Genomic DNA, 14,912 nt, shown 5'->3' on the forward strand with positions numbered 1-14,912 from the left:
CGTTCGGCTGACCGGGAGGCCAACGCTGTTCGCGACGGTAGGCGACTCGCGGCGGTGCGGACATCGGGGACGACCCCTAGGTGAGTCCCGGATCCGAAGGCCGCGGGCTCAGGCCAGCCGGGCGGCCTTCAGGGCCATGTGGAGCAACAGCCGGTCCTCGCCCTCGTCGAGGTCGAGGCCGGTGAGCTGCTCCACCCGGGCGAGGCGGTAGTACAGGGTCTGGCGGTGGATGCCCAGGGCCGCCGCCGCGCGGCCCGCCTGGCCTGCGCAGTCGAGGAACACCTCGGCGGTTCGGGCGAGTTCGCGGTGCGCCGGGTTCAGCAGGGCGCGCGTCGCCGGGTCGTCCACCGGGTCGGCGGCCACGGCGGCCAGCAGCCGGTACGGGCCGATCGCCGACCACTGGGCGACGGGGCCGAACCGGGGCTGCGCGGCGGCCGCCCGGGCCGCGGCGACGGCCTGCTCCCAGGCGTCGGGCAGCGCCGCGAGGGTGCGGACGGGATCGGCGACGCCGGCGGTCACGGTCCTGGCGGCCGCCGCGCCGTCCGGCGCGGTGCCCGTCGTGCGCGGCAGCAGCCGGGCCACCGCCGTCAGGGCCGGAGCCAGCGCGTCCGTCGAGCGCAGCCGGAGCAGGACCGCCAGCGCCAGGCCGCCTGCGCCCCCGCTGCCGGCCGTGCCCGTGTCCGTGCCACCGCCGCCGCGCCGCGGTACGACGCACAGCGCCGCCGCGCCCGGCACCGACGGCGGAGCCTCCCCGGACCACGGCGCCACGCACACCGCGGCGTGCAGCCCGTCCCCGCCCGGGCCGAGGGCGATCCGCAGCGCGGCCACCGCCATGTCCTGCTGCCAGCCCCGCCCGGCCGTGAGCACCGCCTGGAACTCCCGCGACAGGTCCGCCCCCGCCTTCGCCTCCTCGGCGAGCAGGACGCCGATCCGCTGGGCCACCTCCATGGCCGCGGCCAGCTCCGCCGGCCCCGGGCCCGGCTCCTGGTCGAGGAGCCACACGTAGCCCTGCACGATGCCCCGGAAGCGCACCGGCAGGCAGATCCGCCCCCGGAACACGCCGGCCTCGGGCGCCGCCGGGATGTGGACCGGACCGGTGGCGCGGGCGATGCCGAAGCCCTCGAACCAGGAGCGGACGGCCGCGGTCGACTGGCGGGTCAGGATCGAGCGGGTCCGTACCGGGTCCATCGCCTGGTCGTCGTCGCTGTCGTGGGCGCCGAAGGCGATGAGCCGGAAGTCCCGGTTCTCCAGGGTCGCCGGGGCGCCGAGCAGCGCGGAGATCTCGTCCACCAGGTCCTGGTAATCGCCCTTCACCCCAGCATTCTCCCACCCCCGCCGAGGCTCTTCAGACACATGTATGAGATCGGAGCCACGGATGCGTGACAGCTGTCGATGGCAGAGGATCAAACCGATCCTTAGGTTTCACGGTGGTTTTACTTGAGCTTTTCTTCTGCCACCCGCTGGAGGTGCCCCGTGCTGGGTCCCGTGATCCTCGCCGCTTCGCGCAGCGACAAGATGCGCCGTATCGTCTCTGCCGCCCCGGTGACCAAGCCAGTGGTGAACCGGTTCATCCCCGGCGAGACGGTCGACCAGGTCATCCCGATCGTCGAGGACCTCACGCGCAAGGGCCTGGAGGTCACCCTCGACGTCGTGGGCGAGGACATCACCGAGGTCGCGCAGTCGCACGCCGCCCGTGACGCCTACCTCCAGCTGATCGAGCGCCTCGCGGAGCTGGGCCTCGGCGAGACCGCCGAGATGTCGGTCAAGCTGTCGATGTTCGGCCAGGCGCTGGAGGGCGGCCACGAGCTCGCCCTCGCCAACGTCCGCCCGGTCGTCGAGGCCGCCGCCGCCATCGGCACCACCGTGACGCTCGACGCCGAGGACCACACCACCCTCGACTCGATGTTCGCCATCCACGAGGAGCTGCGCCGGGACTTCCCGCAGACCGGCTGCGTGATCCAGGCCTACCTCTTCCGTACCGAGGCCGACGCCCGCCGCCTGGCCGCCGCCGGCAGCCGCGTCCGGATCGTGAAGGGCGCCTACAAGGAGCCCGCCGAGGTCGCGTACCAGGACAAGGGCGAGATCGACAAGGCGTACGTCCGGATCATGAAGATCCTGATGGAGGGCGAGGGCTACCCGATGATCGGGTCCCACGACCCGCGGCTCATCGCCATCGGCCAGGAGCTGGCCCGCCAGGCCGGGCGCAAACTGGACGAGTACGAGTTCCAGATGCTGTACGGCATCCGCAGCGAAGAGCACCTGCGGCTGGCCGCCGAGGGCCACCGGATGCGGGTCTACACCGCGTACGGGACCGACTGGTACGGCTACTTCATGCGCCGCCTCGCGGAGAAGCCGGCCAACCTGCTGTTCTTCCTCCGCTCGATGATCACCAAGAACTAGCCAAGAACTAGGTCAAGGAGTTACCAGCCCCATGGATGCTGTGACCCAGGTCCCCGCTCCGGTCAACGAGCCGGTCCACTCGTACGCCCCCGGCACCCCGGAGCGCGCGCGGCTCGAAGTGCAGCTCAAGCAGCTGTCCGAGAACCCGATCGACCTCCCGATGACGATCAACGGCGTCAAGCGGATGGGCGGCGGCGAGCGTTTCGACGTGGTCCAGCCGCACGACCACAAGTCGGTGCTCGGCACCTACGCCAACGCCACCCAGGCGGACGCGCAGGAGGCCATCGACGCCGCCCTCGCCGCCGCCCCGGCCTGGCGCGCGATGTCCTTCGACGACCGCGCCGCGATCATCCTGCGCGCCGCCGAGCTGCTGTCCGGCCCGTGGCGCGAGAAGCTGGCCGCCTCCACCATGCTGGGCCAGTCGAAGACCGCGCAGCAGGCCGAGATCGACACCCCGTGCGAGCTCGTCGACTTCTGGCGCTTCAACGTCCACTTCGCCCGCCAGATCCTGGCCGAGCAGCCGGTCGCGAACTCCGCCGGCGTGTGGAACCGCAGCGACCACCGCCCGCTCGAAGGCTTCGTCTACGCGATCACGCCGTTCAACTTCACGGCCATCGCCGGCAACCTGCCGACCGCCCCCGCCCTCATGGGCAACGTGGTCCTGTGGAAGCCGTCCCCGACGCAGACCCACTCCGCGGTCCTCCTGATGGAGCTCCTGGAGGAGGCCGGCCTGCCCAAGGGCGTCATCAACCTGGTGACGGGCGACGGCATCGCGGTGTCGGAGGTGGCCCTGAACCACCCCGAGCTGGCCGGCATCCACTTCACCGGCTCGACCAAGACCTTCCAGTACCTGTGGAAGACGGTCGGCAACAACATCGAGAAGTACAAGTCCTACCCGCGCCTGGTCGGCGAGACCGGCGGCAAGGACTTCGTCGTCGCGCACCCGTCCGCGGACCGCGCCGTCCTGAAGACCGCGCTGACCCGCGGCTCCTTCGAGTTCCAGGGCCAGAAGTGCTCGGCGTCCTCGCGCGCCTACGTCCCGGCCTCGATCTGGAACGACGGCTTCAAGGAGGCCTTCGCGGCCGAGGTCGACGGCATCTCCATGGGTGACGTCCGCGACCTGACCAACTTCATCGGCGCCGTCATCGACGAGCGGTCCTTCGCGAAGAACAAGGCCGCGATCGACCGCGCCATCGCCGACCCGACCTGCGAGATCGTCGCGGGCGGCACGTACGACGACTCGGAGGGCTACTTCGTCCGCCCGACCGTCATCGCGTGCACCGACCCGGAGAACGAGGTCTTCACGACCGAGTACTTCGGCCCGATCCTCGCCGTGCACGTCTACGAGGACGCCGAGTTCGACGCGATGCTCGCGCAGATGGAGTCCGTCTCGGCGTACGCCCTGACCGGCTCGATCATCGCGGCGGACCGGTACGCGGCCGCGGACGCGATGGAGAAGCTCCGCTTCGCGGCGGGCAACTTCTACATCAACGACAAGTCCACCGGCGCCGTGGTCGGCCAGCAGCCCTTCGGCGGCGGCCGCGCCTCGGGTACGAACGACAAGGCCGGCGCCGCGACCAACCTGCAGCGCTGGACCTCGACCCGCTCCATCAAGGAGACCCTGGTCGCGCCGACCGAGTACGGCTACCCCCACATGGGCTGATCCCCGCCCCACTGAGCCCCGCCCCCGTTCCGGTACCCCCAAGTCCGGAGCGGGGGCGGTTCCAGTTGCTGCGCTAGGGGATCAGCACCACCTTGCCGAGGTTGCGCCGCTCCTCGGTGATGCGGTGCGCGCGGGCGGCCTCGGCGAGCGGGATCTCCTCGTGCACCGCCGGCCGCAGCGCGCCGCTGGCGTACGCCTCCCACAGCCCGCGCCGCCAGCCCTCGTACTCCTCGGGGCGGCCCTGCGCCACGGCCCGGATCTGGAAGCCGATCACCGACGCGCCGCGCACCAGCAGCTCGTAGGCCTCCACGGTCCCGCCGCCGGAGCCGTACGCCACCAGCCGGCCTCCCGTGGCCAGAGCGCGCACGGCGGGGCCGAGCAGCTCGCCGCCGACGCCGTCGAGGACCACGTCGTACGGGTCGCCCCAGGCGCCCTCCCCGTACAGCACGACCTCGTCGGCGCCGAGCCCACGCACGAAATCGGCCTTGTCCCGGCTGGAGACGGCGGCGACCACGCGGCCCGCCCCCGCGGCCCGGGCGAGCTGCACGGCCAGGCTGCCGACCCCGCTCGCAGCGGCCGTGACCAGCACCGACTCGCCCGGCCGGATCTGCCCGGCCCCGACGGCGCCGCGGGCGACGAGCCCGCTGCGCACCAGCGCGACGGCCTCCACCGAGGTGGCTCCGCCGGGCACGCGGGAGGCCATGGCGGTGTGCAGGACGGCGTACTCGGCGTAGCCGTGGCCGAAGCACAGCCCGGTGACGCGCTCCCCGACGGCGAAGTCCGTCACTCCCTCGCCGAGCGCGGCCACCGTCCCGGCGATCTCCCCGCCCAGCGCGATCGGTTCGGCGGCCTCCCGTACCTTGCGCACGACGGGCAGCGTGACCCCGACGGCCTCGCTGCGCAGGAGCAGCTCACCGGGGCCGGGAGCGGGGACGGGCACGTCCTCGGCGAACAGCACCTCGGGCCCGCCCGGGACCTCGTAGCGGATGCGCAGCATCACGACCTCCCCGTTTTCGATCTTGCCGAAATCTCACCGTAGCCGAGCGCGGACGTGCAACCGCTGTTAGGGTCAACGGCGTTGGTACGGTGACATGCTCCACAGACTCGGGCCCGGTAACCCGAGGGGGGTAAAGGGCTCTCACGAGTTCCCGTACGTGACTGTGCAGCTTGTCGGGATGTACGAGACCTCCACGCGCCGTTCCGGGACGGGGCTTCGAGGAGACGTATGTCCACGCACGGCAGCAATCGGCATCGGACCGCGACACTCTGCGCCAGGGCGACGGGGATCCCCTACACCAGGTGCGCCCAGTGGGCAGCCGCCGGCCTCATCACACGCCACCAGCCGGTCCCGGACGGCCACTCGCCGGCGCAGCGCGCCTTCGAGGCGCGGGTGGCCCACATGCTCGCCAACGCACTGCGCGACGAACAGGTCGACGGTGCTGTCCTCGGCGTGACGGGCGCGGTACCGACGAAGGACGGACTGACGCTCGCGCTCCACCCGCAGATGGCTCACCGCGTCATCGCGGAACTGCTGCCCGCGTTCGACTCGGGGTACGGCGGCCTGCGTGGGGTGCCCGGTCTGAGGCTGGCCGGCCACGACGGGGCGTGGACGCTCCGGGACGTCGGGGGCGACGCCGCGATCCGGCTCACCCACCCGGACCCCCAGTGGGGCCCGCGCCTTCCGGAGGACACCGAGGTGCTGGCCGAGCTGTGGCGCGGCAGCCCCACCGCCCTCGACCGACGGGAGGAAGAGGACCTGCCCGCCTGGTACGACAAGCGCGGCGGCCCGCAGCCGGTGCTGCGCGACGTCGTGCTCAGCCGGCTGCTCAGGCGCCCGCTCCTGGTCAACGCGGCCGGGGCCGCGCACGGCTGGGCCAACACCTACAGCCACGCCTACACCGACCTGGTCATCGAATGGTGCTGCGGCAGGGACCAGGACGACGTGGAACGCAGCCTGCGCAGGAGCGGACTCGCGGCGCCCCCGCCGGAAGGCGTCGCCTACCGCCCGGCCCGGGGGAAGCCGCGTGCACGGGGGACCATCGCGCTCGAAGACGCGTACGTGGTCGTGCGCGCGCTGGGCTCTTGCGACACCGGGGAGTCCACCTTCACCGCCGAGTGGGTAACCGAGCAGAACCGGGCGAGGTACCGCTGATGCTGACCGCGGCGATCGTGACGGCGGCCGTGCTCGGCGTCGCCAAGGTGGTGAGGGACTGGCTGATCCTGCGGCAGGTGCGGGCGGCCATGGAGACCTGCACGCCGCAGGACCGGGTCCGGATCGGGATGCGGCTGGCTTCGGCGCTCGGTGGCGGGCCGGACGTCGCAGCGGCTTTGGAGCCGTCCCCGGAGCCCACCGCCGATGACGTGGTCGGACCTCGACGATGACCTGGTCAGACCTCGACGATGACCTGGTCCAGGGACTTGCGGACCAGGTCCGGGACCTCGCAGTCGTCCGCCGGGTAGCCGACCGGGACGACCGCGAAGGCCTTCTCGTTCTCCGGGCGGTCCAGGACGTGGGAGAGGAAGCGCATCGGGCTCGGCGTGTGGACCAGGGCCGCCAGACCGGACAGGTGGAGCGCGGACAGGAGCATGCCGACCGCGATGCCGACCGACTCGTCGACGTAGTAGTGCTTGCGCTTCGTGCCGTCCGGGCCGAGCCAGTAGCGCTGCTGGAAGACCACGATCAGGGCCGGGGCGTCCGTGAGGTGGGTCTTGACGGCGTCCGTGCCGAGGGGGCGCAGGGCCGCGAGCCACTCGTCGCCGAGGCGGCCGTCGTAGGAAAGCGCCTCCTCCTGCTCGGCGGCGGCGCGGATCTGCCGCCGCACCGCCGGGTCCTTGACGAGGACGAACGTCCAGGGCTGCTGGTGCGCCCCGGAGGGTGCGGTCGCGGCGCACGCGATGGCGTCCCGGACCACCTGCTCGGGCACGGGGTCGGGGGAGAAGTGGCGCACGCTCCGCCGTTCGTCCATCCGGGCACGCAACTCGGCGGCGCGAGCCAGGGATTCCAGGCTCGGCATCCGCGCGGGCCGGTAGGCGGCGGGGCGGTACGGCAGGCCGTGGGTGGGCGTCCACTGCTGGGTATCGGGCGACATGAGGCGAGTGTGCCGGGACGCTCCCGGGGACGGCCAGGAACGTACAGGCCGATTGGTGGCGGGGGGACACTGGTTCCATGACCGATACACGGACACGCCTCGCGCACACCTCGCAGCTGGGCCCCGGGGTGCTGGAGGAGATCCGGGCCCTGCTCGACGGCGCGTTCGAGGGGGACTTCTCCGACGAGGACTTCGAGCACGGGCTCGGGGGGATGCACGCCCTGGTGCACGAGGGCGGGGAGCTCGTCGCGCACGGGAGCGTGGTGCAGCGCCGGGTGGTGCACGCGGGACGGGCCCTGCGGACCGGATACGTGGAGGCCGTGGCCGTACGGGCGGACCGGCGCCGGCGCGGACTCGGGAGCGCCGTCATGGCCGGGCTGGAGGCGGTCATCGGGCGGGCCTACGTGCTCGGCGCGCTGTCGGCGTCGCAGGACGGGGCCGGGCTGTACCGCGGCCGCGGCTGGCAGGTGTGGGGCGGGCACGTCGGAGTACTCGGGACGCAGGGGCCCGAGCGGCTCCCCGAGGAGGAGGGCGGCACCTACCTGTGGGTGCCGCCCGGCGGGGCCCTTCCGGACCCCGCCGGGCGACTGGACTTCGACTGGCGCAACGGGGACGTGCTGTAGCTCCCGTCAGCCGGAGATGCTGGCCGCGCCCGACTCGATGTGGCCGGTGTAGCGGCGCGACCAGGTGCCGTCGGAGTCGGCCAGGATCGTGAAGTCGTACCAGCCGTTGCTGTAGGCCACGGCGTTGAAGTAGTCCTCGCGCGAGGAGTTCGCCGGGACGGTGTAGGTCCACGGGCCGTCCGCGCGGTAGGCGTTCGAGCGGATCGTGAAGGTGACGGGCGCGGCCGACGTGTTCGTCATCTTGAAGTAGATCGCGGTCTTGCCCGTGCCCGGCTCCACCGCGAAGCGGGCCGCCACCTCGATCGCCTTCCCCGCCTTCGACGCGTCGCCGATGAAGCGGCGCAGGAAGCGGTTCGGCCCGTGCATCGAGATGTCGTACTTGCCCGAGCCGTAGCCGAGGCCGATGTTGAAGTAGTCGCTGCCGGTGCCGCCCGCGTCGACCGTGTACTGCCAGGCCGCCGTGTCCCGGTGCTGGTGCGGGTGGATCGAGAAGTGCGCCGCCTGCTTCGCCTCCGCGCCCTGGTTCGTCATCGAGAACCAGGCCAGGATCTTGCCGGCCGCGCCGAACTCGAAGCGGTCCAGGTTGCCGTTGACCTGGTACGGCAGGGCGCGCGCCGGGCGGGTGCCGGGCTCCTGCGCCGGGAGGGCGTTGTCCTGCGGTGCCGGGTTGGGCAGCGGGCCGCAGGTTGACTGGCCGATCACCTTGGCCGTGGACGGGAGGCCCGAGGGAACCCCGTACACCGGGTGCGCGAAGTCGAAGACGCCGGTCAGGTCGCCGGTCACCTTGCGGCGCCACGCGCTGATGTTCGGACAGGTGGCGGGCGTGCCGAGGGCGGCCGTCCACTTCTCCATGAACCGCAGCACCGAGGTGTGGTCGAAGACCTCGGAGCTCACCCAGCCGCCGCGCGTCCACGGGGACATGACGATCATCGGCACCCGGAAGCCGAGGCCGATCGGGGTGCCGTCGATGTACTCGCCCGGCGTGCCGGGCGGGGCGACCGGCGGCGGCACGTGGTCGAAGAAGCCGTCGTTCTCGTCGTAGTTGAGGAAGAGGACGGTGGAGTCGAAGACCTCGGGGTCGGCGGCGAGCGCCCGGTAGACGAGGTCCACGAAGTGCGCGCCGTCGCCCGGCGGGGCGTACGGGTGCTCCGAGAAGGCCTCGCTCGCCACGACCCAGGAGACCTGCGGGAGGGTGCCCGCGACGACGTCCGCGCGGATGGCGGCCGCGATGTCGTCCGGGGTGGAGCCGGTGACCTTCGGGACCGAGCCCATGCCCCGGTCCCACAGCGGGTTGCCGGGGGCGGCGTCGGTGAACTTCTTGAAGTAGGCCAGACCGTTGTCGCCGTAGTTGTCCTGGGCGTTCTGGTAGACCTTCCAGCTCATGCCGGCGCGCTGGAGGGCCTCCGCGTACGTCTCCCAGGTCAGCCCGGACTCGTCGCCGCCGTCCTTGCTGGACGCGTCGACCTTGCCGCTCCACAGGAAGGTGCGGTTCGGGCCGGTGGCGCTGAGCGTGGAGCAGAAGTACGCGTCGCAGATCGTGTAGTTGTCGGCGAGCCCGTAGTGGAAGGGTATGTCCCCGCGGTCCAGGTAGCCGAGGGTGCGGGTGTTGCCGACGCCGAGGACCCAGTTGTCCATCCGGCCCTTGTTCCAGGCCGCGTGCTGCGAGGTCCAGCTGTGCGGGAGGTCGCCGTTGCACTGGGCCAGGGTCTCGCCGTCGACCCCGCCCGCCGGCGGGGTCGCGGAGAGCTTCCACGGGTACTGGCGGCCGCCCCAGTTGGGCTGGTTGAACATGCCCCAGCCGCCGGGGATGTTGCCGGCGGCGCGGTCGCCGAACCCGCGGACACCCTTCAGCCTTCCGAAGTAGTGGTCGAAACTGCGGTTCTCCTGCATGAGGATCACCACGTGCTTCACATCGGTGATCGTGCCCGTCGCGGCGGCCGCGGCCGCCGTCGTCGGCGTGACCGCGGGCAGGGCCGCCCCGGCCACGAGCCCGGCTCCGATTCCCACGAACCCTCTGCGGCTGATCGGTGTCACTGGCCCCTCGCCTCCAACTCAAGTGCCCCGCTGGCACATTGACGGCAAGGGTGACGGGAGGGGCGCCAAAGGTCTACATCCGTGCGGTAAGAAGTCGGTGAACATCCAGGTGGCTGGAATCAGCTGTCGATCCGGACGAGCATCTTGCCCAGATTGTCGCCCCGGAGCATGCCCAGGAAGGCGTCCACAGTGTGGTCGAATCCCTGCACAACGGTGGTATCCGTACCGATCCGACCGCTGCGCAGATGAGGGACGACGAAATCCTCCAACTCGTCCTGAAGATTGGTGTGATTGCGAACCAATACCCCTTCCAGGCGCAGCGACTTGTGCACGACCTCGAAGAGATTGCGGGGAGCGGCGGGGGACCGGTCGCCGTTGTACATCGAGATGGCCCCCACCCAGGCGATCCGCCCGTACTCGCGCAGCACGTCGATCGCGCCTTCCAGGTGGTCGCCGCCCACGTTGTCCACGTAGACGTCGACGCCTCCTGCGGACACCGCCGCGGCCGCCTCGGCGAGTTGCTCGCCGACCGGGCCGTCGTGGTAGTCGAAGGCCGCGTCGAAGCCGAGGTTCTGCGTCAGGTGACGGACCTTGGCCGCCGATCCCGCGCTGCCGATGATCCGGCGGGCGCCGAGCAGCCGGGCGATGTGGCCGGTCGCCACGCCCACCCCGCCCGCGGCGGCGGAGACGAACACGTCCTCGCCCGCCCGCAGCGCCGCGGTCCGGGTCAGGGCGGCGTACGCGGTGAGGCCGGTGCCGCCGAGGATGGAGAGGTAGGCCTCCAGCGGGACGCCCTGGTGGCCGCGCAGCTTGCGCGTTCCGGCCACCCCGAGGGTGACGAGGGAGTGCGTGCGCCAGCCCTCGCGGTGGAAGACGAGGTCACCCTCCGCCAGTCCCGGGTCGCGCGAGGCGACCACGCGGCCCACCGAGCGGCCTTCCAGCGGGGTGCCGAGCTCGAAGCCCCCCTCGCCGCCGTCCATCAGCCCGCGGTGGTACGGGTCCACCGAGAGCAGCAGGTTCTCCACCAGGGCGGTGCCGGGCCCCGGCTCCGGGACCGGGGACTCGGTGTAGGCGAAGTCGGTGGCGGCGGGGAAGCCGGCGGGGCGGGCGATCTGGTGCACGGCGCGAGCGGTGTTCGTGGTCATGGCCCAGACGCTAGGAAGGAATCTCCGGGCCGGGCAGGGGGTTGCGCTCATGGAAGCCGCACAGCCATGAATGACGCTCATAGAACGAGGTGGGGGCCCGGTGTCCGAACTCCTCCCGCAGGAACTGCGGATCCTGGTCGCCGTCGCCGAGTCCGGCGGCTTCTCCGCCGCGGCCGCCTCGCTCGGCCTCACCCAGTCCGCCGTCTCGCACTCCGTGCGCGGCAGCGAGGCCAAGATCGGCGCGGTCCTCTTCGAGCGCGGGCGGACCGGGGCCGCGCCCACCCCGGCGGGGGAGCGGGCCGTCGGCCACGCGCGCAGGATCCTGCGGCTGTACGAGGTCATGGGCGCGGAGGCACGCGGCGCTGGCCGGGGGGCGCCGCACCGGGACACGGTCGAGGGCGCGCTCCGGATCGCCGCGTTCCGCAGCGCGGTCCTGCACCTGCTGCCGCCCGCCCTGGACCGGCTCACCGCCCGGCACCCCGGCATCCGCCCCGAGGTCCGGGTGGTCCGCGAGATCGGCCCCGGCACGGCCGGGGAGGTGGCGGCCGGCCGCGCCGACCTGGGCATCGCCACCCTGGGCGTGGCGCAGTCAATGCCTCCCGGCCTGCTGAGCGGAGTACTCATGGAGGAGGCGTACTCCCTGGTGCATCCGGCCGGACATCCCGACCCGAAGGCGCTGCCCCTGATGGACTGGGACGAGAACTGCGGTTCCTACACGCGCAGCTGGTGGCTGGCGCAGGACTGGATCCCGCGGGCGACCGTGAAGGCGGAGGACGACGCGATGGTGCTGACCATGGTCGGCCGCGGGCTCGGCATGGCGATCATGCCCGAGCTGTCCCTCCGCGAGGCGACCGAGGCCGTCGACATCACCGGATTGGGTCCCCGGGGGCCGGTGAGGCGCGTGGGATACGTCACCACACCGGAATCCGCTTCAACTCTCGCCGTAAGGGCTCTGATCAGGGAACTTCGTTCCGAGAGCAGCTGAAAACGGATCCACCTGGGCCGCCTCCCGGGCGGTTCGGCGTCTCAGATAGTAGGAAGTCCGAGTAATTGCGGAGACATACAGCGCGACCTGCCCTAGCTTTGTAGAAGCCGAACGTCTCGCCGATCAGGCGAATGGCGGTCGAGAGCGTGCGCCCCGGGCAGGCAACCCCTGCCGCGCACCGCTCCCCGCCTCTTCCGGCGCCTTGAAGGAACCCCTCATCCGTGGCTTCGCCACGCCGTGATCTCAAGGAGTCGATCCACATGACCCCCACCACCGCTGCCGTCCGCCGCGTCCGCCACTCCTCCACCGCCGACGCCGACCGCAAGAACGCCGCCGCAGCCCTCCAGCGGGCTCTCGACCGCCGTGACAACGGCGGCTCGACCGGCCGCTGACCATCGTCCGCCCCGGACATGTTGCGTCTCCATTAGTCCGAATGCTGGACGCAATATGTCTGAGGGCTGGGACACGGAGTACGGTTTCGCCATGTCGACCAGCATCAATCTCGCAGTGATCCCCGGTGATGGCATCGGCCAGGAAGTCGTGGCTCAGGGACTCAAGGTCCTTACCGCGGTCCTGCCCCAGGATGTGAAGCTGGAGACCAAGCAGTACGACCTCGGTGCCCAGCGCTGGCACCGCACCGGTGAGACCCTTCCGGACGCGGAGCTCGAAGCGCTCAAGCACCACGACGCGATCCTGCTGGGCGCCATCGGCGACCCCTCGGTCCCGTCCGGCGTCCTGGAGCGCGGGCTGCTGCTCAAGCTCCGCTTCGCCTTCGACCACTTCATCAACCTGCGCCCGTCGAAGCTCTTCCCCAACACGGCCACCCCGCTGGCCGGCCGTCCGGAGATCGACTTCGTCGTGGTCCGCGAGGGCACCGAAGGCCCGTACACCGGCAACGGCGGCTCGCTGCGCACCGGCACCCCGGCCGAGGTGGCCACCGAGGTCAGCCTCAACACCGCGTACGGCGTGGAGCGCGTGGTCCGTGACGCCTACGAGCGCGCCAACGCCCGGCCCCGCAAGAAGCTGACGCTGGTCCACAAGAACAACGTCCTCGTGTACGCGGGTCACCTGTGGAAGAACATCTTCGACAAGGTCGGCCAGGAGTATCCCGAGGTCAGCACCGACTACCTGCACGTCGACGCCGCGACGATCTTCTTCGTCACCCAGCCCGAGCGCTTCGACGTCATCGTCACGGACAACCTCTTCGGTGACATCCTCACCGACCTGGCCGCCGCTGTGACCGGCGGAATCGGCCTGGCCGCCTCCGGGAACATCAACCCGACCGGCGCCTTCCCGTCCATGTTCGAGCCCGTCCACGGCTCGGCCCCGGACATCGCCGGCACCGGCAAGGCCGACCCGACCGCGACGATCCTCTCGGTCGCCCTCCTGCTGCGCCACCTCGGTTACCAGGCCGAGGCCGGCCGCATCGAGGACGCGGTCTCCGCCGACCTCGCGGAGCGGGACGGCACCTTCCGCTCCACCGACGCCATCGGCGACGCCCTCGCCGCGCGCGTAGCCGGCTGACCCGGCAGCGCAACTCAGGAAGCCGTCGGGTCGGATAGGGGACCCGGCGGCTTTCCCTGTGCGGCCCCGGGTGCCACCATCTCCCCTGGGCCGCAACCCCCGCTTCTCCGGAGCCCTCGTGCGCGCGATAATCGAACGCGAGGCCGCGGAATGCGGGGAAGCTCGGACGTCCTAGTACGCCGTGAGCGCGGTCCGCCATACACAACCGGTGAAGGACAAGCACTCATGACGACGCCCACGATCGAGCTCAAGCCCTCCTCGAACCCGCTGTCCGACGCGGAGCGCGAGGCGATCCTGGCCAGCCCCGGCTTCGGCCGCCACTTCACCGACCACATGGTGACGATCAAGTGGACCGAGGGTCGCGGCTGGCACGATGCCGAGCTGGTCCCGTACGCGCCGCTGGCGATCGACCCGGCGAACATGACGCTGCACTACGCGCAGACGATCTTCGAGGGCCTCAAGGCCTACCGGCAGCCCGACGGCACCGTCGCCACCTTCCGGCCCGAGGCCAACGCCGAGCGCTTCCAGGCCTCCGCCCGCCGCATGGCGATGCCGGAGCTGCCGGTGGACCTGTTCATCGCCGCCTGCGACGCGCTCGTCACGCAGGACCGCGCCTGGGTCCCGGACTCCGGTGAGGCCTCCCTGTACCTGCGGCCGTTCATGTTCGCCTCCGAGGTCGGCCTGGGCGTCCGCCCGGCCAACGAGTTCCTCTTCATCGTCATCGCCTCGCCCGCCGGCGCGTACTTCCCCGGTGGCGTCAAGCCGGTCTCCGTCTGGCTCTCCGAGGAGTACGTCCGCGCCGTCAAGGGCGGCACCGGCGCCGCCAAGACCGGCGGCAACTACGCCGCCTCCCTCGTCGCGCAGGCCCAGGCCGCCTCGCACGGCTGCGACCAGGTGGTCTGGCTCGACGCCGTCGAGCACCGCTGGATCGAGGAGATGGGCGGGATGAACCTGTACTTCGTGTACGGCGACCGCATCGTCACCCCGGAGCTCACCGGCTCGCTGCTGCCCGGCATCACCCGCGACTCCCTCCTCACCATCGCCCGCGACCTCGGCTACACCGCCGAGGAGGGCCGGATCACCACCGAGGACTGGAAGCGCGACAACGAGAACGGCACCCTCACCGAGGTGTTCGCCTGCGGCACCGCCGCCGTCATCACCCCGGTCGGCTCCGTCAAGTCCGAGCGCGCCGACTGGACCCAGGGCGACGGCCAGCCGGGCCAGGTCACCATGCGCCTGCGCAAGGCCCTGCTGGAACTCCAGACCGGCCACGCGGCCGACCCCCACGGCTGGATGCACCCGCTGGGCTAGGACGGGAACGGCCGGGGGGGGGGCCGGGGGGGGCCCCCCCCCCCCCCCGGCCCCGCCAAGCCCCCCAGGGGGGGGGGGGGGTGGGGAAACACGGGGGGGGGGGGGTCACGGGCCCGCGGGGGGGCGGGGGGGGGGGCG

General features: G+C 71.8%; 14 protein-coding genes. 9 read left to right on the forward strand and 5 right to left on the reverse strand.

Annotation, left to right across the window (positions count from 1 at the left end; translation table 11 throughout):
- Positions 1 to 108: 108 nt before the first annotated feature.
- Positions 109 to 1,314, reverse strand: coding sequence for a PucR family transcriptional regulator (locus ACFYOB_RS31300; protein ID WP_388565531.1), 1,206 nt, complete (start codon positions 1,312 to 1,314; stop codon positions 109 to 111).
- 159 nt (positions 1,315 to 1,473) lie between these two features.
- Between ACFYOB_RS31300 and ACFYOB_RS31305 the strand changes: the two genes are divergently transcribed.
- Both ACFYOB_RS31305 and pruA read left to right on the forward strand, forming a co-directional pair.
- The gene (locus ACFYOB_RS31305) at positions 1,474 to 2,400 is read left to right on the forward strand and encodes a proline dehydrogenase family protein (RefSeq protein WP_328927816.1); all 927 of its coding nucleotides are present in this window, start codon (positions 1,474 to 1,476) and stop codon (positions 2,398 to 2,400) included.
- Between the two features lie 31 nt (positions 2,401 to 2,431).
- Entirely contained in the window at positions 2,432 to 4,063 is a 1,632-nt protein-coding gene (gene pruA / locus ACFYOB_RS31310) for an L-glutamate gamma-semialdehyde dehydrogenase (RefSeq protein ID WP_388565533.1), read from the forward strand.
- Between the two features lie 73 nt (positions 4,064 to 4,136).
- On the opposite strand, the gene ACFYOB_RS31315 is transcribed toward pruA, so the two are convergent.
- Positions 4,137 to 5,060 carry a zinc-binding alcohol dehydrogenase family protein gene (locus ACFYOB_RS31315; protein ID WP_388565536.1) on the reverse strand — a complete coding sequence of 308 codons (924 nt, stop codon included), beginning with the start codon at positions 5,058 to 5,060 and terminating at the stop codon, positions 4,137 to 4,139.
- A 228-nt stretch (positions 5,061 to 5,288) separates the two neighbouring features.
- Here ACFYOB_RS31315 and ACFYOB_RS31320 point away from each other — a divergent pair, with 228 nt between their 5' ends.
- Positions 5,289 to 6,215 carry a hypothetical protein gene (locus ACFYOB_RS31320; RefSeq protein ID WP_388565538.1) on the forward strand — a complete coding sequence of 309 codons (927 nt, stop codon included), beginning with the start codon at positions 5,289 to 5,291 and terminating at the stop codon, positions 6,213 to 6,215.
- Positions 6,215 to 6,445, forward strand: coding sequence for a hypothetical protein (locus ACFYOB_RS31325; RefSeq protein ID WP_388565541.1), 231 nt, complete (start codon positions 6,215 to 6,217; stop codon positions 6,443 to 6,445). Before ACFYOB_RS31320 ends, ACFYOB_RS31325 begins: the two co-directional genes overlap by 1 nt.
- Positions 6,446 to 6,450: 5 nt before the next feature.
- Here ACFYOB_RS31325 and ACFYOB_RS31330 read toward each other — a convergent pair whose 3' ends face one another.
- Positions 6,451 to 7,152: a nitroreductase family protein gene (locus tag ACFYOB_RS31330; RefSeq protein ID WP_388565543.1), complete on the reverse strand. Its 702-nt coding sequence runs from the start codon at positions 7,150 to 7,152 to the stop codon at positions 6,451 to 6,453.
- 77 nt (positions 7,153 to 7,229) lie between these two features.
- On the opposite strand from ACFYOB_RS31330, the gene ACFYOB_RS31335 reads away from it, so the two are divergent.
- The gene (locus ACFYOB_RS31335; protein ID WP_388565546.1) at positions 7,230 to 7,775 is read left to right on the forward strand and encodes a GNAT family N-acetyltransferase; all 546 of its coding nucleotides are present in this window, start codon (positions 7,230 to 7,232) and stop codon (positions 7,773 to 7,775) included.
- A gap of 6 nt (positions 7,776 to 7,781) precedes the next feature.
- Here ACFYOB_RS31335 and ACFYOB_RS31340 read toward each other — a convergent pair whose 3' ends face one another.
- Positions 7,782 to 9,809, reverse strand: a complete 2,028-nt coding sequence (locus tag ACFYOB_RS31340; protein ID WP_388565549.1) for a phosphocholine-specific phospholipase C — start codon at positions 9,807 to 9,809, stop codon at positions 7,782 to 7,784.
- Between the two features lie 119 nt (positions 9,810 to 9,928).
- Positions 9,929 to 10,954, reverse strand: a complete 1,026-nt coding sequence (locus ACFYOB_RS31345; RefSeq protein ID WP_388565551.1) for an NADP-dependent oxidoreductase — start codon at positions 10,952 to 10,954, stop codon at positions 9,929 to 9,931.
- 100 nt (positions 10,955 to 11,054) lie between these two features.
- On the opposite strand from ACFYOB_RS31345, the gene ACFYOB_RS31350 reads away from it, so the two are divergent.
- From ACFYOB_RS31350 to ACFYOB_RS31365, 4 genes are all read left to right on the forward strand, one after another.
- Positions 11,055 to 11,939: a LysR family transcriptional regulator gene (locus tag ACFYOB_RS31350; protein WP_388565554.1), complete on the forward strand. Its 885-nt coding sequence runs from the start codon at positions 11,055 to 11,057 to the stop codon at positions 11,937 to 11,939.
- A 260-nt stretch (positions 11,940 to 12,199) separates the two neighbouring features.
- Positions 12,200 to 12,331, forward strand: a complete 132-nt coding sequence (locus tag ACFYOB_RS31355; protein WP_328927824.1) for a hypothetical protein — start codon at positions 12,200 to 12,202, stop codon at positions 12,329 to 12,331.
- 91 nt (positions 12,332 to 12,422) lie between these two features.
- Complete coding sequence (locus tag ACFYOB_RS31360) at positions 12,423 to 13,463, forward strand: 3-isopropylmalate dehydrogenase (RefSeq protein ID WP_388565557.1); 1,041 nt, start codon at positions 12,423 to 12,425, stop codon at positions 13,461 to 13,463.
- 225 nt (positions 13,464 to 13,688) lie between these two features.
- The gene (locus ACFYOB_RS31365) at positions 13,689 to 14,774 is read left to right on the forward strand and encodes a branched-chain amino acid aminotransferase (RefSeq protein WP_388565559.1); all 1,086 of its coding nucleotides are present in this window, start codon (positions 13,689 to 13,691) and stop codon (positions 14,772 to 14,774) included.
- The last annotated feature ends 138 nt before the right edge of the window (positions 14,775 to 14,912 follow it).

The organism is Streptomyces sp. NPDC006463 (assembly GCF_042870715.1).
In the GTDB taxonomy this organism is placed as follows: domain Bacteria; phylum Actinomycetota; class Actinomycetes; order Streptomycetales; family Streptomycetaceae; genus Streptomyces.